14 protein-coding genes and 1 pseudogene are annotated in these 18559 nt (G+C 71.2%); 9 read left to right on the top strand and 6 right to left on the bottom strand.

Annotated elements, in window-relative coordinates:
• Nucleotides 1–97: 97 nt before the first annotated feature.
• Nucleotides 98–940 (top strand): SDR family oxidoreductase, encoded by an 843-nt coding sequence (locus ACIBUY_RS38145; protein WP_365574236.1) that lies wholly within the window; start codon nucleotides 98–100, stop codon nucleotides 938–940.
• Here ACIBUY_RS38145 and ACIBUY_RS38140 read toward each other — a convergent pair.
• Complete coding sequence (locus ACIBUY_RS38140) at nucleotides 919–2424, bottom strand: SDR family NAD(P)-dependent oxidoreductase (RefSeq protein WP_399155096.1); 1506 nt, start codon at nucleotides 2422–2424, stop codon at nucleotides 919–921. The genes ACIBUY_RS38145 and ACIBUY_RS38140 overlap by 22 nt on opposite strands.
• A 137-nt stretch (nucleotides 2425–2561) precedes the next feature.
• Here ACIBUY_RS38140 and ACIBUY_RS38135 point away from each other — a divergent pair, with 137 nt between their 5' ends.
• Nucleotides 2562–3230, top strand: coding sequence for an NAD(P)-binding domain-containing protein (locus ACIBUY_RS38135; protein ID WP_399155095.1), 669 nt, complete (start codon nucleotides 2562–2564; stop codon nucleotides 3228–3230).
• A 55-nt stretch (nucleotides 3231–3285) separates the two neighbouring features.
• On the opposite strand, the gene ACIBUY_RS38130 is transcribed toward ACIBUY_RS38135, so the two are convergent.
• From ACIBUY_RS38130 to ACIBUY_RS38110, 5 genes and pseudogenes are all read right to left on the bottom strand, one after another.
• Complete coding sequence (locus ACIBUY_RS38130) at nucleotides 3286–4656, bottom strand: wax ester/triacylglycerol synthase family O-acyltransferase (protein ID WP_399155094.1); 1371 nt, start codon at nucleotides 4654–4656, stop codon at nucleotides 3286–3288.
• A 156-nt stretch (nucleotides 4657–4812) separates the two neighbouring features.
• On the bottom strand, nucleotides 4813–7173 hold the full coding sequence (locus ACIBUY_RS38125) for a GH92 family glycosyl hydrolase (RefSeq protein WP_399155093.1): 2361 nt from the start codon (nucleotides 7171–7173) through the stop codon (nucleotides 4813–4815).
• Nucleotides 7174–7235: 62 nt separating this feature from the next.
• A complete protein-coding gene (locus ACIBUY_RS38120; RefSeq protein WP_399155135.1) occupies nucleotides 7236–7448 on the bottom strand; it encodes an RICIN domain-containing protein in 213 nt (70 codons plus the stop codon).
• Nucleotides 7385–7900: pseudogene (locus ACIBUY_RS38115) on the bottom strand (hypothetical protein); the annotation flags it as partial. The gene ACIBUY_RS38120 and the pseudogene ACIBUY_RS38115, both read right to left, overlap by 64 nt.
• 81 nt (nucleotides 7901–7981) lie before the next feature.
• Entirely contained in the window at nucleotides 7982–10663 is a 2682-nt protein-coding gene (locus ACIBUY_RS38110) for a PA14 domain-containing protein (RefSeq protein WP_399155092.1), read from the bottom strand.
• Between the two features lie 190 nt (nucleotides 10664–10853).
• Here ACIBUY_RS38110 and ACIBUY_RS38105 point away from each other — a divergent pair, with 190 nt between their 5' ends.
• The 7 genes from ACIBUY_RS38105 to ACIBUY_RS38075 all read left to right on the top strand — a co-directional run bounded on the left by ACIBUY_RS38105 (nucleotide 10854) and on the right by ACIBUY_RS38075 (nucleotide 18459).
• Nucleotides 10854–11870, top strand: a complete 1017-nt coding sequence (locus tag ACIBUY_RS38105; RefSeq protein ID WP_399155091.1) for a LacI family DNA-binding transcriptional regulator — start codon at nucleotides 10854–10856, stop codon at nucleotides 11868–11870.
• Nucleotides 11871–12033: 163 nt separating this feature from the next.
• On the top strand, nucleotides 12034–13140 hold the full coding sequence (locus ACIBUY_RS38100) for an ABC transporter substrate-binding protein (RefSeq protein ID WP_399155090.1): 1107 nt from the start codon (nucleotides 12034–12036) through the stop codon (nucleotides 13138–13140).
• Between the two features lies 1 nt (nucleotide 13141).
• Nucleotides 13142–14668, top strand: coding sequence for a sugar ABC transporter ATP-binding protein (locus tag ACIBUY_RS38095; RefSeq protein WP_399155089.1), 1527 nt, complete (start codon nucleotides 13142–13144; stop codon nucleotides 14666–14668).
• Nucleotides 14661–15623, top strand: coding sequence for an ABC transporter permease (locus ACIBUY_RS38090; RefSeq protein WP_399155088.1), 963 nt, complete (start codon nucleotides 14661–14663; stop codon nucleotides 15621–15623). The genes ACIBUY_RS38095 and ACIBUY_RS38090 overlap by 8 nt, the downstream gene beginning before the upstream one ends.
• The gene (locus ACIBUY_RS38085) at nucleotides 15620–16645 is read left to right on the top strand and encodes an ABC transporter permease (protein ID WP_399155087.1); all 1026 of its coding nucleotides are present in this window, start codon (nucleotides 15620–15622) and stop codon (nucleotides 16643–16645) included. The genes ACIBUY_RS38090 and ACIBUY_RS38085 overlap by 4 nt, the downstream gene beginning before the upstream one ends.
• 48 nt (nucleotides 16646–16693) lie before the next feature.
• On the top strand, nucleotides 16694–17668 hold the full coding sequence (locus ACIBUY_RS38080; protein WP_399155086.1) for an ATP-binding cassette domain-containing protein: 975 nt from the start codon (nucleotides 16694–16696) through the stop codon (nucleotides 17666–17668).
• Nucleotides 17665–18459, top strand: coding sequence for an ABC transporter permease (locus ACIBUY_RS38075; protein WP_399155085.1), 795 nt, complete (start codon nucleotides 17665–17667; stop codon nucleotides 18457–18459). The genes ACIBUY_RS38080 and ACIBUY_RS38075 overlap by 4 nt, the downstream gene beginning before the upstream one ends.
• Nucleotides 18460–18559 lie beyond the last annotated feature (100 nt).

The following is an 18559-nucleotide window of genomic DNA, read 5'->3' as shown; positions in this document are numbered from 1 at the left end:
CTTCGGGCGGCTCTGCACCGGCGGCACACCAACTGTCCACGACTGCCGCACGGCTGACACATCGTCATGCCGCCTCGGGTCATGAGACCGTACGCGCATGACTTCACGCCCGCTCACCGGCAGGGCGGCCGTCGTGACCGGTGCCTCGCGCGGCATCGGTCGGGCGATCGCCGAGGAACTGGCCCGCGCGGGCGCCCGGTTGTGCGTGACGGCCCGGGACGCGGACGGCGTGCGCGAGGCCGTCGCGGCGCTGCGCGCACAGGGCGCGGACGCGGTGGGCGTGGCGGGTTCCGTCGCCGATCCGGCGCATCTGTGGGAGGTCACCGAGCGCACGATGGCCGCGTACGGCCGGGTCGACGTCGTCGTGAACAACGCCGCGACGAACCAGCCGTACGGGCCGCTCATGGACGCCGACCCGGACGCGTGGCGCACGGCGTTCACCGTGAACGTGGAGGCGCCGCTGCGGCTGGTCCAGTGCGCCTGGCGGGCCTGGATGAGCGAGCACGGCGGCGCCGTGGTCAACGTGTGCACCGAGGGCGCCGCCCATGTCGGCCCGCACGTCGGCGCGTACGGCACGAGCAAGGCGGCGCTGCTGCACCTGACGGCTCAACTGGCGGGCGAACTGGGCCCGTTGGTGCGGGTCAACTCCGTCTCCCCCGGCCTCGTGCGCACCGAGATGGCGCGGTTCGTGTGGGAGCGCGCGGAGGAGGCGGTGGCGGCCGGGCTGCCGAGCGGGCGGATCGGCGAGCCCGATGACGTGGCGCGGGCGGTGCGCTGGCTGGTGTCGGACGAGGCGTCGTGGATCACCGGCGCCGACCTGCTGGTGGACGGCGGCACGCGGGTGCGTGCCGCCTCACCGACGGGTGACGCGGGCGCCGTGCAGCGGCAGCTGCGGACGCGGGCGCCCGGCCCGGACGGCTACCACTTGCCGGGCGCGTAGTCCTTCAGGAAGACGCCGTACACGTCCTCGCCGGACTCGCCGAGCACGACCGGGTCGTAGACGCGGGCGGCGCCGTCGATCAGGTCGAGCGGGGCGTGGAAGCCCTCCTCGGCGAGGCGCAGCTTGTCGTAGTGCGGGCGCTCGTCGGTGATCCAGCCGGTGTCGACGGAGGTCATGAGGATGCCGTCGGCCTGGAACATCTCCTGGGCGCTGGTGCGCGTCACCATGTTCATCGCGGCCTTGGCGGCGTTCGTGTTCGGGTGGCCCGCGCCCTTGTAGCCGCGGCCGAAGACGCCCTCCATCGCCGAGACGTTCACGACGTACGCGCGTCCGCTCGACGCCTTCTTAGCGGCCTCGGCCATGCTCGGGCGCAGGGCGCTGATGAGGATGAACGGCGAGGTGTAGTTGCACAGTTGGGTCTCGAGCAGCTCCACCGGGGAGATCTGGTCGATGGTCTGCACCCAGGTGTTGGTGTCGACAACGTCCGGGACGAGGCCGCCCGCGTCGATGGCGGTGCCGTCGAGGTGCCGCTCGATGCTCGCGTTGCCCGCGACGAGCGCGAGGTCGGCGACCTTCTGCGCGTCCAGGCCGCTGGTGCCGATGGGCAGCGCGGCGATGCCGTCGACCGCGCCCGAGTTGAACGCGCCGATGACGGAGTGCGCGGGGATCTCACCGGCGGGCAGCGGCGCGCTCTCGCCGTCGACCAGGGCGGCGTAGGCGGAGGGCAGGCGGCGCACGGTCTGCGTCGCGTTGTTGATCAGGATGTCGAGCGGGCCCGCCGCGGCGACCTGCTCGGCGAGCGCGACGGACTGCGCCGGGTCGCGCAGGTCGATGCCGACGACCTCGAGGCGGTGGATCCAGTCCGCGGAGTCGTCCATCGCCTTGAAGCGGCGGATGGCGTCCTTCGGGAAGCGCGTGGTGATGGTGGTGTGGGCGCCGTCGCGCAGCAGGCGCAGCGCGATGTACATGCCGATCTTGGCGCGGCCGCCGGTGAGCAGGGCGCGCTTGCCGGTGAGGTCGGCGCGGGCGTCGCGCTTGTCCCGGTTCAGGCGGGCGCAGTCGGGACAGAGCTGGTGGTAGAAGTAGTCGACTTCCACGTACCGGGTCTTGCAGGTGTAGCAGGAGCGCGGCCGCTGGAGGATCCCGGCGATCCGGCCCTCCTCGGTCTGCGACGACGGCAGCAGGCCCTCGGTCTCGTCGTCGATGCGCTGCGCGGACCCGGTCGCGGTCGCCTCGGTGACGGCCTTGTCGTGGGCGGTCTTGGCGGCGCGGCGGTCCTGGCGGCGGCGCTGCTTCACGGTCCGGTAGATGCCGGCGGTGGCCCGCCGGACCGTGATCGCGTCGGGGTGGTCGACGTCGAGCTTGTCGAGCTCCTCCAGGACGGCGAGGCAGACGGCGAGGCGCTCGGGGTCGATGCCGGGCCCGTACACGACCTCCGTGTCCGCGGAGGCCTCAGGGGCCTGGTTGTCGTCTGTCACCGTCATCGCCGTAGCCGTTCCTTGGGTTTCGCGCGTCGCGCCCGAACCGCGCCCGCTCACAAAGGCGCAATTTTACGGAGCGGCGGGTCAACTCTCCAAACCCGTTCCGTCGCGCACCCCGGATCAGTGGCCGTTGTCACGCCGTGAGCGAGGGCGTCGAGGGGCCGCCGGACGTCTTCCTGTCGCCGCGTGGCGCCCGGGCGGCCGCCGAGCTGTCGCGGCGCTTCGCGAACGCGCGGGTCTGCGCCGACGACCAGGAGGTCGCCGACCGCGCCTCCGTCGTGATCATCGCGGTCCGCCCCCAGGACCGGGCCGAGGCGCTCGCCGGACTGCGGGTGGAGGGCGGCAAGGTCGTGGTCAGCGCCATGGCGGGCGTCGGCATCGGCGAGGTGCGCGCCCTGCTGGGTACCGGTGCGCCCGTGGTGCGGGCGATCCCGCTGCCCGCCGTGCGCGAGCGCCGTGCCGTCACCGTGACCTGCCCCGGCCACCCCGGCGTCGACGCGCTCTTCGACCGCCTCGGCGGGGCGCTGCCCGTCCCGGACGAGGCGACGCTCGACGCCTTCCAGACGCTGACGTCCACGCTGGCCTCGCACTACCGGTACCTGGCGACGCTCACGCAGGGGCGGCGGGCCACGGCGTCCAGCCCGACGACGCGGACCGGTACGTCCGCGGCCTCTTCGGCGCCGTCGGCCGGTCGCTGGCCGACGACACCCGCTCCGTCGAGCAGCTCGCGGGCGGCCACGAGACGCCGGGAGGAACCAATGAGCGCATCCGCACCACCTGGTTCACCCCGGACGACACCGCTTCCCTGACGCGGGCGCCCGACGGCCTCCTCGCGGACCTCGGACGGCCCGGGGTCGACCCGGTCTAGGGCGCGCAGGCGGCCAGCAGTTCCGCCAGTTCGCCGGTGAGCGCGCGGGCCAGCCGCTCCAGGTCCGGTACCGCCTCGGCATCGGCGACCAGGCCGTAGTGCACGCGCCCCCGGTACGTGGAGACGGCGACCGCGAGGGACTGGCCCTGGGCGAGCGGCGCCAGCGGGAAGACCTCGGTGAGGGGGCAGCCGCCGAGGCGGAGGCCGAGACTCGGCAGCGGCACGCTGGTGACCAGGAGGTCGAACAGGAGCCGCGCGTTCTGGCCGACGAGGGAGCCGCCGAGCCGGTGGCCGAGCGGCGGGACGTGGTCGGCGAGCAGGGCGACGGCGCCCGCGCCGCGGTTCGGGCCCTGGTCCTTGCGCCGGTTCATGGCGGCGCGGACCACGCGGAGTCGTTCCGTGGGGTCCGGTTCGGCGACCGGCAGCCGCACCAGGTAGCCCGAGAGCCGGTTGCCCTGCGGGTGGGCGGTGCGCGGGCGGCGGCGCGAGACGGGGATCAGGGCGCGCGGCTCGACCCCGGCGCTGCCGTCGCCGCGCTCGTCGAGCCAGCGTCGCACGGCCCCGGCGACGACGGCGATCAGTACGTCGTTGACGGTGCCGCCCGCGGTCTTGCGGATGCGGTGCACGTCGTCGAGGTCGAGGACGACGCCCGCGGTGCGGCGCGTGCCGGAGGCCCGGGAGCTCAGCGCGGGCGAGGTGCGCACGCCCCAGGTGGCGCGGGCCACGGAGGCGCCGATGGCGACGGCCCGGGTGGTGCTGCTCGCCAGGGTGCGCACATGGCCGGGGTAGCGCCGCGGGTCGAGGTCACCGAGGGTGATCTCGCGCATCCCGGGGAACGGGAGCCGCAGGCCGCGCCGCGGGGCCGGTTCCTCCTCCTTCGGGGTGCGCGCGGCCGGCAGGTCCATGGGGTCCATCACCCCGGCGGCCAGCGTCAGGGCGCGCAGCCCGTCGGCGAGGGCGTGGTGGAACTTGAACAGCACCGCGAACGAGGCGCCGTCCGCCGAGGGCAGGACGTGCGCCTCCCACGGCGGCCGCGCCCGGTCCAGCGGCCGCTCCATCAACGCCCCGGCCGCACCATGGAAGTCCGTGACGGGCTCCGCGAGCCGCACGTGGTCCTCCGGGTCGAAGTGCACGACCGGCACCCGCGCGGCTCCGCCGACGGGCACGAGCACCCCGGCTATCCGCATGCGCAGGCCCGGCACACCGGCGGCGCGGGCGGCGAGCAGTTCGTACGCGTGCTGCGCGGCGCCCGGGCCGTCGGCCTCGAAGACGCCCAACGCGCCCAGGTGCATGGGGTGTTCGGCGGTCTCGATGTTCCAGAACGCAAGGTCGAGTGGGGCGAGCAGGTCCGAGCCAGTGGCAGTCATGGAGTGCTCTCGCGTCGACGACGGGGAACCCGCAGTCAATCGCCCCCGGCCGATTACGGTCAAGTACGATCTAGGCACGGACAGTTAACAACAGATTAAGACCCGCCCCTCTGGGAGAGGCGGGTCTCGTGTGACTCAACTGACCTGTCGGTTACGTCACTTCACCGCGGGCGGCGCCGCGTCGGCCCCGGTCCCCCACCGCGAGGGCTCGCCGCCCACCGTGAAGCTCAGGTCGCGAAGGCCGCGCAGGTCGTCGGTGGTCAGGTACGTCTTGTCGTACGCGGCACCGTTCGTCCGCGCCGACTGGATGTAGCGCGCCGAGTCCGAGGTGCCGGGGGCCCGCACGGTGAGTCCGCCCGTCGGGTAGTACCGGCGGTCCAGCGTCACGTCGACCTTCTCGAAGACCGGCGTCGACAGGCCCCAGGTGTCCGTGCCCGGCTGCACCGGGAAGATCCCGATGGACGACAGGACGTTCCAGGCGGACATGGTGCCCAGGTCGTCGTTGCCGGTCATGCCGGTCGGCGTGTCGGTGAACAGGGTCAGCGCGGCGTGCACCACGTCGGTCGTCTTCCACGGCTGCCCGGTCGACAGGTACGTGTACGGCGCGATCAGGTCGGGCTCGTTCTGCGGGTTGTACTTGTCCGCGTTGTAGTAGTCGTACGGCCCGTTGACCCACACCTCGCGCGCCGTCCTCGCCGGGTCCGCGACCAGCCGGTCGTACGCGAAGAAGGAGTCGAGGCGCTGGTTGGCCGCGTCCTCGCCGCCGATCAGCGAGACCATCCCCGGCAGGTCCTGCGGCACGAGCCACTGGTACTGCCAGGACGTGCCCTCGTGGAAGCCCTCGCTCTGCGCGGGGTCGGCGGGCCCGGTGAAGTCCCCTGCGGCGTCGCGCGCCCGGAAGAAGCCGGTCGAACTGTCGAAGATCTTCCGGTAGTTCTGCGCCCGCTCGGCATAGCGCTTCGCGTCGTCCGCGTGGCCGAGCTCCTTCGCCATCCGGCCGAGCATCGCGTCGGACAGGGCGTACTCGAGCGTGGCCGAAGCGCCGTGGTCGTAGTCCGAGTCACCGGGCTTCACGTGCGCCCGGTCCTTGATGTAGGGCGCGAACCCCTCGGCGATGTACTCCTTGTTGGCCTCGCGGCCCACCGGCGCGGAGTCGGCGGGCGGCACGCCGTCCGCGTTCTTCTTCAGCGCGCGGTACGCGTCCTCAGCCTCGCCGGGTCCCTTCAACAGCCCTTGCTGGTAGGCGTTGGTGAGGAACGGGGTGACGGGGTCGCCGGTCATGATGTTCGTCTCGACCGTGCCGTAGCCCCACTTGGGCAGCCAGCCGCTGTCCTTGTCGATCTGGATCACCGACAGCGCCATGTCCCGCGACTCGCGCGGCGCGAGCAGCGACAGGAGCTGCGCCTGGGTGCGATAGGTGTCCCACAGGGACCAGTTCTGGTAGTACGTGAATCCCTTGGCGCGGTGGGTCTTCTGGTCCCAGCCGGTGTAGCGGCCGTCGACGTCGCTGCCGATGTTCGGCGCGAGGAACGAGCGGTACAGCGACGAGTAGAAGGTGCGGCGCAGGGTGTCGCTGCCGCCCTGGGCGCGCACGTCGTCGAGGCGGTCCTCCCACGCGGCCGTGGCGGCGCGGTGCACCGCGTCGAAGGAACGGCCGCCCTCCGCACGGAGGTTGAGCGCCGCACCCTTGGCGTCGACGTACGAGATCGCCGTCGTCGCCTCGACGGTGCGGTCCTTGCTCGTGTCGAACCGGACGTAGGCACCGTTGCGTTCGGCGTCGGCGTCCGAGGTCGTCGAGCCCGCGGTGACGGTGTCGCCCTTCCAGGTGCCGGACGCGGTGAAGGGGCGGTCGAACTTCGTGATCGTGTAGACCGTGTACGGCTTGGTGTCCTGGCAGAAGCCGCTGCCCGTGATGGCGGTGCGCACCGTCCGGCTGTCGAGGATCTCGACCTTGGTGTGCAGGGTCTTGTGCAGCGACTGCCCCGCGTTGATGAGGACGTTGGCCTTGTCGGTGTCCTTGTCCGGGAAGGTGTAGCGCTGCACGCCGGTGCGCCTGGTGGCGCTCAACTCGGCCTCGATACCGGTCTTCAGGCCGACCTTGTAGTAGCCGGGCGACGCCGATTCGTCGTCGTGGCTGAACTCCGCCGCGTACTTGGCGTAGTCGGTGCTGGTGATGTCGCCGGTCGTCGGCAGCACCGGCAGATCACCGCCCAATCCGCAGCCCACGCCCGAGAGATGGACGGTGGAGAAGCCGCGGATGTGGTTCTCGGAGTAGTCGTAGCCGGTGTTGTGGCCGGTGTCGGGCGAGAACTGCACCATGCCGAACGGCACCGCGGCGCCGGGGTAGGTGTTGCCCTCGTTCTCCGTGCCGATGAACGGGTTGACCAGATCGGTGAGTTGACCGGATCCGGCCGGGGCGGCCTGGGCCGCGGGCGCCGCGAGTCCCGTGCCGAGCAGGGCGGCGACCGCGAGCACCCCCCAGGAGCGCGGCCACGAGCGGCGGGTGCGTGGTGTCATCGGAACCCTTTCGACAACGTTGTCAGCAAGCGCGCTCATTCTTCGTGCGTCCCGATGGCCCGTCAAGACGTCAGGCGCCACAGGTGGTCCTCCGTCCCGTTGTCGGTGAACTGCACCACTTGGGCGCTGTTCGCCGTGGACATCCCGTCGACGGCGAGGACCTTGCCGCTGTGCTTGTTCGCGATGCGGCGGTAGGCGGGTTCGGGTGTCCACGGGTGGCCGTCGGGTACTCCTCGTAGGTGCGCAGCGCCATCAGGAGCGGCAGGAACGGCCAGAAGTCGGGGCCGCCGTTCAGGGAGGTGCGCAGGGCGCGCGGGCCGAAGTAGCCGTCGGGCTCCTGCGTGGCGAGGATCGCGTCGATCCAGCGCTCGCAGGTGGCGAGGGCGTCGGGGTCCCGGGTGGCGATCGCCAGCGGTACGAACCCCCTTAGTCAGTAAGGGAGTTCCTCCCAGCCGCCGAGTTCGGGGTGGACCCAGCCGCTGGTGGCCATGGCCAGGAAGTGGGACTTCTCCTCGTAGCGGCCGCAGAGTCCGGCGAGTTGGAGCCTCAGCTGCCCGGCGAGCCAGCCGCGGGCGGTGATGCTGCCGACGGGCATGCGGGTGAAGGCGTCGGCGGCCGGGCCCGGTGCGGCTGCCGCCCGGGCCGTCGTGCCCGTCGCACCGGCGGACGCGGTGGCCGCGGAGACCACCGTGGCGGCCTGCAGCACGCCGCGTGGTGTCACTGTCATGAGCTGTCCCCCATGAAGTCGTCGGCCGTGAAAGAGCGGGGCGGGCCCGGCGTTGCGGGCCCGCCCCAGGGGCGTACGGGATCAGGAACAGTTCTGCACGGTCGCCTGCGACGCGTCGCGGATCAGGGCCTGCTGGGCGTCGTGCACACGCCGCACGTCCGGCTTGACGACCCTGCGGTCGTAGGTGAGCAGACCGTTCAACTCGCCCTCGACGTCGGAGATCTGCGTGTAGACGGCGCCGTTGCCGCCCTTGCAGGCCAGGGCGTGCACCTCGGTGAGCTTGGTGAGGTAGTCGTCCGTGTACGTCGCCGGGTCCACATCGACGTACGACTGCTGGACGGACCACGCGTGCCCCGGGACGGCCAGGCCGAGGCCGCCGTACTCGCCCGCGACCAGGGCCCGCTTGCCGTCCGGGTGCGGCGGCAGCGCCGGGCTCGGGTAGCCGTGCTCGTCCATGATGTCGCCGGCGCCGCCGTCACGGCCGAGGTTGAGCCCCGACATGCCGTTGACGAGGCGGGTCGGGTCCCAGGACTTGGCCTGGTCGGCGAGGCGCCCCTCGTCGTACTGGCCCCAGCCCTCGTTGAGCGTGACCCACATGACGACCGACGGGTGGTTGTAGTGCTGGTCGATCATGGTCTTCATCTCGCGCTCGAACTCGGCGCGGGCGGCCGTGGACGGGTTCACCCCGGCCGTCATCGCCGGCATGTCCTGCCAGACCAGCAGGCCCAGCCTGTCGGCCCAGTAGAACCAGCGGTCGGGTTCGACCTTGATGTGCTTGCGGACGGAGTTGAAGCCCATCTGCTTGTGCATCTTCAGGTCGTACGCCAGCGCCTCGTCGCTCGGGGCCGTGTGCAGGCCGTCGGGCCAGAAGCCCTGGTCGAGGGTGGCCATCATGAAGACCGGCTTGCCGTTGAGGACGGTGCGCGGGGTGCCGTTCACGTTCTCGACCTTGATGGAGCGCATCCCGAAGTAGCTGCCGACCCGGTCCTGGCCGACGGTGACCTTGAGGTCGTAGAGGTACGGGTCGTCCGCGGTCCACAGGTGCGGGTCGGTGATCCGGACCGTGAGCGGCTTGCCGGAGGTGCCGGTCGCGGTGGCGACCTTGCGCTTGCCCGCGTACGCGGTCGCGGTCACGGGCAGGCCGTCGCGAACTCCCGTGGTCTCCACGGCCAGTTGGCCCTTGTCGACGTCGGGCGTGAGCTTGAGGTCGGTCACGTGGTCGGGGGCGACCGGCTCCATCCACACCGTCTGCCAGATGCCGGAGGACGGGGTGTACCAGATGCCGCTGGGGTCGAGGCGCTGCTTGCCCATCGGCGGGTTCTCGCCGTTCGCGGCGTCCGTCGGGTCGTAGACGCCGACGATCAGCTCCTGGGTGCGGCCGGGCTCGAGCGCGTCGGTGATGTCGGCGCCGAACTTGTCGTAGCCGCCCTTGTGGTCGGCGACCTTCTTGCCGTTGACGTAGACCTCGGACTGCCAGTCGACGGCGCCGAAGTTCAGCTGGAGGCGCTGCCCCTTGCCGACCTTCCAGTCCGCGGGGACCGTGAAGGTGCGGCGGTACCACATGCGGTCCTCGTGGCGCTCGATCCCGGAGAGCCGGGACTCGACCGGGTAGGGCACGAGGATCTTCTCGCCGAGCTTCTTGCCGACGGGCGCGGGATCGCCGGCGTCCGCGGCCGCGAACTCCCAACTGCCGTTGAGGTTCCGCCAGTTCGACCGGGTCAGCTGGGGCCTCGGGTACTCGCGGTGCGCGTTGCCCGGCGTGACCTCGTCGCCCCACTCGGTGCTCAGCCGGTACGTCGAGTGGTTCGGGCCACTGGACCAGAAGGCGCCGACGGGCGTCCCGTCGTCGCCGGTGAGTCCGCCCTTGCCGTCGTACGTCACGTCGGCGAGGCCGGGGGCGTCACCGGCCTTGTTCCCGACGACCGGCTCCTTCAGGCCGACGAGCAGCGCGCGCGGGTCCTTCGGGTCGGACGTGACGCTGTTCAGCGGCCACTTGGCCCCGCCGATCACTGCCGCGAGGTGGTCGTCGACCTCGGCGGGCACGGCCGAGAGCTTCTGGGCGAAGTCGAGCTTGAGGGTGCGGCCGTCGCCGAGGACGGTCGTGCCGATCGCCCCGTCGTACGTCCAGTCGTCGGGCAGCCGGAACGCCGACGACGGGATCGCCTCCTTCTGCTGACCCGGCTCGGTCCAGCGCAGATGGAGGTTGGAGCCGCCGAAGTGCTCGAAGTACTCGACCTTGATGTCGACGGCCTTGTCCGCGGTCAACTCGACGGGGGCCGAGGTCTGTTCCCTGTCCCAGTCGTCGACCCAGTGGTCGATCACCAGCTTCCCGTCGACCCAGAGGCGGAAGCCGTTGTCGCCGATGAGGGAAAACGTTGTCGCGCCGGTCTTCTCCGGGACCAGTTTGCCGGTCCAGCGCACGCTGGCGTCGTCGGCGCTGCCGGTCGCGGACTGCAGCCGGGACTCCAGGCTGCCGAAGTCGATCTTCGGGTCGAATCCGGTCGCCCTCAACTGGTCGAAGTCGAAGGCTCCCGGGGCGGATTGGGTGTAGTACTCGCCCTTGAGCCCCTGCGGGACGACGGGCTCGTCCGCGGCCCCGCCGGTGGTCTTCGCGGTGGCCTTCCCGGCGGCATCGGCCGTGCCGGCCGTGGCGTGCGGTGCCACGGTGAGCGCGGTGAGCCCCAAGGCCGCGGTGAGGAGCAGGGCCAGCGGACGGCCACGGTGACGGACGGCTGCGCTGAGTCTGGTGGGTCTGGTGCGCACGGATCCTCCTGGAGTGGAACGCGGGGAACGCGTCGAGGAAGGGTGGCGGCTCGCCGCTCGAGTCGGTACAACTCGTCTGTACAACGTTGGAAGGAACGGCAGTTGGCATGACAGCACGCCTTCCGGCGCGCTGTCCAGGGGCATGACAAACGCACCCGGCGACCGGGTACGCAGAGCCGAAGGAGATTCCGTGCGGGTGAGCCTCAAGGATGTCGCGGAGCGCGCGGGCGTCTCGATCAAGACCGTGTCGAATGTCGTGAACAACTACCAGCACGTCACTCCGGCGATGCGCGCCCGGGTGCAGGAGGCGATCGACGAGCTCGGCTACCGACCCAATCTCACCGCCCGCCACCTGCGCAAAGGACGTACGGGCATCATCGCGCTCGCCCTGCCCGAGCTCGGCAACCCGTACTTCGCGGAGCTCGCGGGGGCCGTGATCGACGCGGCCGCCGAGCACGACGTCACGGTGCTGCTCGACCACACGCGGGGCGATCGGCAGCAGGAGATCCTGGTCAGTCAGGGCTTCCCGGCCCGGGTGATCGACGGGCTGATCCTGAGCCCGCTGGAGCTGGAGGCGGAGGACCTGCGGGGCCGGGACGACGACGACGTCCCGCTGGTGCTGCTCGGTGAGCGCGAGTACGACGTGCCCTACGACCACATCGCCATCGACAACGTCGCGGCGGCCCGTGCGGCGGTGCGCCATCTGCTGGGCCGCGGGCGCACCCAGATCGCCTACCTGGGCGCGCGCACCGACTCGGCGAACCAGCCCGCGCACCTTCGACTGGCGGGCTGGCGTGCGGAGTTGACGGCCGCGGGGCTGCCTTCGCCGGACACGCTGGTCGGCTCGACCGGGGGCTGGGACCGGGGGGACGGGGCCGAGGCGATGGCGCGGATGCTGGACGCTGGGGTGCGGCCCGACGCCGTGTTCGCGTACAACGACCTGGTCGCGATCGGGGCGATGCGGGTGCTGCACGAGCGGGGGCTCAGGGTGCCGTGGGACGTGGCGGTGGTCGGCTTCGACGACATAGCCGAGGGCCGCTTCGGCGCGGTCACCCTGACCACGATCTCCCCGGACAAACAGGCCATCGCGCGCCTGGCGGTGCAGTCCCTCCTCGACCGCCTGGAACACCCCGAGGTGCGCACGGGGCGTGAACTCACCGCGGAGTACCGGCTGATCGAGCGGGAGAGCACGCTGGGCCGCCGGTGACACCCCGTCAGTCCTCCCCCGCCGACCCGTCGCTGCGCAAAGGGTTTACAGGCCTCTTCCAACGATGTAAAAACCTCCCCTGTAGCGCCGATCCGACTGGTCGAACACATCCACCCCGTCAGCGCGTTCACGCGCCGGGCCGTGCCGTTTTGGGGACCTGAACATGACGCAGATCGCACTCCGCCACCGCAGTCGTACCTCCGCCCGGGCCCTGCTCGCCGCCGGTCTCGTCGCGGGCCTCGCGCTCGCCACCGGATGCGCCAAGTCCGAGGACGACAACTCAAGCACCGACAAGGGCAGTTCGAGCGCGACGGACGCGAACGCCGGGCAGGAGGTGGCCTCCTCCGGGACCGGCCAGACCTGCGACGTCTCGGCGTACGGCGGCAAGAAGCTCGATCTGAAGGGCGCCACCGTCGGGTTCTCCCAGTCCGAGAAGGAGGCCAACCCGTTCCGCATCGCGGAGACCGCCTCCCTCAAGGCCGAGGCGAGCAAGCGGGGCATCAAGCTGCTCACCGCCAATGCCCAGTCGCAGTTCTCCAAGCAGATCAGCGACGTGCAGGACCTGATGGCCAAGGGCGCGGACCTGTTGGTCATCGCGCCGCTCAACTCCGACGGCTGGGAGCCCGTGCTGCGCGCGGCCGGCGCCAAGCACATCCCGATCGTCACCGTCGACCGCAAGATCAACGCGACGGCCTGCAAGGACTACGTGTCGTTCATCGGCTCGGACTTCGTCGAGCAGGGCAAGCGCGCCGCGGACCGGATGATCGAGGCGACCGGGGGCAAGGGCACGATCGCGATCCTGCTCGGCTCGGCGGGCAACAACGTCACGACCGAGCGCACCAAGGGCTTCGAGGACCAGCTCAAGGCGAAGGCCCCCGGCCTGAAGGTCGTCTTCAAGCAGACCGGCGACTTCGCCCGTGAGAAGGGCCAGCAGGTCACCGAGCAGCTCATCCAGTCCAAGCCGGACATCACGGGGATCTACGCCGAGAACGACGAGATGGGCCTCGGCGCGGTCAACGCCCTCAAGAGCGCGGGCAAGAAGGCCGGCGCCGTGAAGATCGTGACGGTCGACGGCACGCGCAACGCCGTGCAGGGCATCGTCGACGGCTGGATCTCCGGCGTCATCGAGTCCAACCCGCGCTTCGGGCCGCTCGCGTTCCAGACCCTGGACGCGTTCACCAAGGGCGACAAGGTCGGCCAGGACATCGTTATCAAGGACAGTGCGTACACCAAGGACAACGCTGCGTCGGATCTCAACAAGGCGTTCTGACATGCTCTCCGTCACGAGTCTCAGCAAGTCGTTCCCCGGCGTGCGCGCCCTCGACGCTGTCGACTTCACCGCGCGCGCCGGGGAAGTGCACGCCCTCATCGGGGAGAACGGCGCCGGCAAGTCCACCCTGATCAAGGTGCTCACCGGGGTGTACCAGCCGGACCCGGACGCCGGAGAGATCGCGTACGACGGTCAACCAGTCAGCTTCTCCACGCCACTTGAGGCTCAGCACGCGGGCATCTCCACGATCTACCAGGAGGTCAATCTCGTCCCCCTGATGAGCGTGGCCCGCAATCTGTTCCTGGGCCGCGAGCCCCGCGGAAGGCTCGGCCTGATCGACTTCCGGCGGATGCACCGGGAAGCGGACGCGGCCCTGCGCGAGCTCGGAATGCGCGTCGACGTGCAGCGCCCGCTGCGCGAACTCGGCGTCGGCGCCCAGCAGATGGTGGCGCTGGCCCGCGCGGTCTCGGTCGACGCGAAGGTCGTCATCATGGACGAGCCGACGTCGTCGCTGGAGCCGCGCGAGGTGCGCACGCTCTTCGGTGTGATCCGCATGCTGCGCGAGCGCGGCATCGCCGTCGTGTACGTCAGCCACCGCCTCGACGAGCTGTACGAGGTCTGCGACGCGGTCACCGTGCTGCGCGACGGCAAGGTCGTGCACACGGGGCGCCTCGCGGACCTGAACCGGCTGGACCTCGTCTCGCTGATGCTGGGCCGCGCGATCGGCGACGTACAGGACGAAGGGCTCACCAAGTTCTCCGGTGAACACGACACCGGCGCCGAACCCGTTTTGCGGGCACAGGAGTTGACGGTCCGCCACCAGTTGCACGGGGTGTCGCTCGACATCCGGCCCGGGGAGGTCGTCGGTCTCGGCGGACTGCTCGGGTCGGGGCGCAGCGAGACCGCGAAGGCGATCGCGGGCGCGCTGCCCACGGACGGTGGGCGGGTCGTCGTGGCCGGTTCCCGGGTGCGTACGGGCTCGACCCCGGCGGCGATCCGTGCGGGCATCAGCCTCCTGCCCGAGGACCGGAAGGCGGAGGGGATCGTGCCGGGCCTGTCGGTGCGGGAGAACATCGCGCTCGCGGCGCTGCCCGGCCTGTCCCGGTTCGGCCTCGTCGACGAGGCGCGGATCGACCGGATCGTGGACACGTTCGTGAAGCGGCTGCGCATCAAGGCGTCCGGGCCGCACCAGAAGGTCGGCGAGCTGTCGGGCGGCAACCAGCAGAAGGTGCTGCTCGCCCGCTGGCTCGCGATGAACCCGAAGGTGCTGCTCCTGGACGAGCCGACGCGCGGCATCGACGTCGGCGCGAAGGCCGAGGTCCAGAAGCTCATCGACGAGTTGGCGGACGACGGGCTCGGCGTGCTGCTGATCTCCTCCGACATGGAGGAGCTGATCGAGGGCTCGGACCGGGTCGTCGTCCTCAAGGACGGCGCGGTGGTCGCGGAGCTCACCGGAGACGCGGTCACGGAGGACCGACTGATGCGCGCGATCGCCGCAACTCCCGTAGAGGGGACGTCCGTTGATTGACCTGACTGTGGGCAGGGCCGGTATCGACCGCGACCGGCTGCTGCGCCTGCTCCAGGACTACGGCGTCTACCTCGGCGTCGCCGTCCTCCTCCTCGCGAACATCGCCTTCACCCCGCACTTCCTGTCCACGGAGAACTTCCGTACGCAGGCCGTGCAGGTCGCCCCCGTCCTCATCGTGGCGCTGGGCATGGCGCTGGCCATCGGCACCGAGGGCGTCGATCTGTCGGTCGGCTCCGTGATGGCGCTCGCCACGTCCCTGATCTCCCTCTACCTCGGCTACGGGGTGTGGATCGCGCTGGTCGCCGCGCTGATCGGCGGCGCCCTGGTGGGTGTGGCGAACGGGGCCCTGGTCGCGTTCATCGGCGTCCAGCCCATCGTCGCCACCCTGGCGTTGATGGTCGCGGGCCGCGGCCTCGCCCTCGTGCTGCTGCCGCAGCTGAAGGACGTACGGGACCCGGGTCTGCGGTCCCTCGGCACCGGCGACGTGCTCGGCGTCCCGTACCTGGTGCTGATCGCCGCGGCCCTCGCGGTCCTGGTCGCGTTCGTCATCCGGCGCACGACGTTCGGCCGCAGGCTGCTCGCCATCGGCGACAGCCGTCCGGCCGCACAGCTCGCGGGCCTTCCGGTGAGGCGCGTCCTCATCCTCGTCTACGTCCTGTCGGGTGTACTGGCCGCCGTGGCAGGGGTGTTGGCCACCGCGCGCCTCACCGCGAGCGACCCGACCTCGCTCGGCAATCTGATGGAGCTGTCCGCGATCACCGCGGTCGTCGTCGGCGGCACCCCGCTCACCGGCGGCCGCGTGCGCATCGGCGGCACGGTCGCCGGCGCCGTCCTCATCCAGCTGCTCACGGCCACGCTCATCAAGCACGACCTGCCGCCGTCGTGGACGCAGATCGCCCAGGCCGTGGTGATCGTCCTCGCCGTCTACGCGGCACGCGAACGGGGGAAGCGATGACGATGACCGACGTCGAAGCCGTACAGCCGGCCGGACCCGCCCAGGAGGACGAGCCGCTCGGCGCGACGCGCGCGGAACGGCTGAGCGCCCTGGCCCAACAGCACGGCGCCCTGGTCACGTTGGTGATCGCGGTGATCGCCGCGTCGTTCTCCTTCGACACGTTCCTGACGAGCGCCAACATGGAGAACATGGCGCTGTCGTCCGCGTTCCTCGCGGTCGTCGCGCTCGGGATGACGTTCGTCATCGTGACGGGCGGCATCGACCTGTCGGTCGGTTCGCTGTTCGCGCTCGGCGGTGTGCTCGCCGCCTGGGGCTCGCAGTACGGGACCGCGGTCGCGCTGCTGCTCCCGCTCGCGGCGTGCGGCCTGATCGGCTTCGTCAACGGCCTGCTGATCGCCCGCTCCCGCCTGGCGCCCTTCATCGTGACGCTCGCGGCGATGCTCGGCGCGCGCGGCATCCTCCTCGCCATCACCGACGAGGGCGCGAACACGTATCTCGTCGACAAGTCCACGTTCTTCGCGGACCTGGGCCAGGACAAGCTGCTCGGCGTCGGCCTCCCCGTGTGGATCACGCTGGTCCTGTTCGTGCTCGGCGCGCTGGTGCTGCGCCGCAGCCGTTTCGGACAGTACGTGTACGCGGTCGGCGGGAACGAGGACGCGGCGGCCCTGATGGGGGCGCCCGTGGCCCGCACGAAGATCGGCGTCTACACGCTGTCCGGCCTGTGCGCGGGCCTGGCCGGTGCGCTGAACGCGGCCTGGCTGGTGTCGGGCGTGACGATCCTCGGCTCCGGCATGGAGCTGGAGGCGATCTCGGCGGTCGTCATCGGCGGCACGCTCCTGACGGGCGGCTTCGGGTTCATCAGCGGGTCGCTGGTGGGGGTGCTGCTGCTGAAGGTCATCCAGAACGTGATCAATCAGATCGGGTCGCTGGACTCCGCGTACCAGCAGGTGGTCAGCGGGGCGTTCCTGGCGGTCGTGGTGATCGCGCAGACGTGGCTCGGGCGGCGCCGCAGGGTGCTGTGAAACCGGACTGAAACCGCGCTGAGTGCGCCGTGCCGCAGCCTTCGCGGCATGACCACATCCACAGCTGCATCGACCCCGCTCCCCTACGCCGTCCAGGCGTCGGGGCTGCGCAAGGCCTACGGGGCGAAGACGGTCCTCGACGGCATCGATCTCGCGGTGCCGGCCGGGACCGTCTTCTGCCTGCTCGGGCCGAACGGCGCGGGCAAGACCACCGCCGTCAAGATCCTCTCCACGCTCATCAGGGCCGACAGCGGCGATCTGCGCGTCGGCGGCCACGACCTCGCGAGGGACCCGGGAGCCGTGCGGGCGCTGATCGGCGTGACCGGGCAGTTCTCCGCCGTGGACGGTCTGATCACCGGCGAGGAGAACCTGCTCCTGATGGCGGACCTGCACCACCTGCCGCGGCGCGAAGGACGGCGGACCACTGGCGAACTCCTCGAACGCCTCGGCCTGTCGGAGGCCGCCAAGAAGCCCGCGTCCACCTACTCCGGAGGCATGCGGCGCCGCCTCGACATCGCCATGACCCTGGTCGGCGACCCGTGGGTCCTCTTCCTCGACGAGCCGACGACCGGCCTCGACCCGCGCAGCCGCCACACGCTGTGGGGGATCATCCGCGAGCTGGTCCGCGGCGGCGTCACCGTCTTCCTCACCACCCAGTACCTGGAGGAGGCGGATCAACAGGCCGACCGCATCGCGGTGTTGAGCGACGGCGTGATCGCCGCCGAGGGAAGCCCCGACGAGCTCAAGCGGCTGGTCCCCGGCGGCCACGTGCGGCTGCGGTTCGGCGATCCGTCCGCGTACCGGCACGCGGCGAGCGCCCTGCGTCCTGCGGCCACGGACGACGAGACCCTGTCGCTGCAGATCCTCAGCGACGGCAGTCAGCGTGAACTGCGGTCCCTCCTCGACTGGTTGGACGCCGCGGGCGTCGAGGCCGACGAGCTGACCGTGCACACCCCGGACCTCGACGACGTGTTCTTCGCCCTGACCGGCGGCGCGGCCCTGCCGAAGGAGGCCGTCCGATGAGCGCCACCTTCGCCCTGGCGGTCCGCGACGCGTCCACGATGCTGCGCCGCAACCTCCTGCACGCGCGCCGCTATCCGTCGCTGACCCTGAACATCCTGCTGACGCCGATCGTCCTGCTGCTGCTCTTCGTGTACGTCTTCGGCGACGTGATGAGTGCGGGGATCGGCGGCGGGGGCGCCGACCGCTCCGCGTACATCGCCTATCTCGTCCCGGGGATCCTGCTGATGACCATCGGCGCGGTTCCGGCCGGGACCGCGATCTCCGTGGCGATGGACATGACGGAGGGGATCATCGCCCGCTTCCGCACGATGGCGATCCACCGCGGCTCCGTGCTCATCGGGCACGTCGTGGGCAGCGTGCTGCAGGCGATGATCGGCGTGGTGCTGGTCGGCGCCGTCGCGGTGGGCATCGGCTTCCGGTCGACGGACGCCACGGCCGTGGAGTGGCTGGCGGCGTTCGGCCTGCTGGCCCTGGTCGCCGTGGCCTTCACGTGGCTGGCCGTGGCGCTCGGCCTGGCCAGCCCGAACGCGGAGGCGGCGAGCAACAACGCGATGCCGCTGATCGTCCTGCCGCTCATCTCCAGCGCGTTCGTGCCGGTCGACGCGATGCCCGGCTGGTTCCGGCCCATCGCCGAGTACCAGCCGTTCACGCCGGCCATCGAGACGCTGCGCGGCCTGCTGCTCGGCAGCGGGATCGGCAGCAGCGGGTGGCTCGCGGTCGGCTGGTGCGTCGGCCTGACGGTGCTCGGTTACGTCTGGTCGTCGGCGCTGTTCAACCGTGATCCGGAGTGAGAGCCTGTCTTTGAACCCCCGTCGCCCCCCCCCGGGCGGGGGCCCGGGGGGGGAAAACAAGCCCTCACCTCGCCGGCCCCCCCCCCCCCCCCCGCGCCCC

This window comes from Streptomyces sp. NPDC050085 (genome assembly GCF_044460595.1).
Classification (GTDB): Bacteria; Actinomycetota; Actinomycetes; order Streptomycetales; family Streptomycetaceae; genus Streptomyces.
Note: the sequence above shows the minus strand (reverse complement) of the source record. Positions and strands in the feature narration are given on the sequence as shown.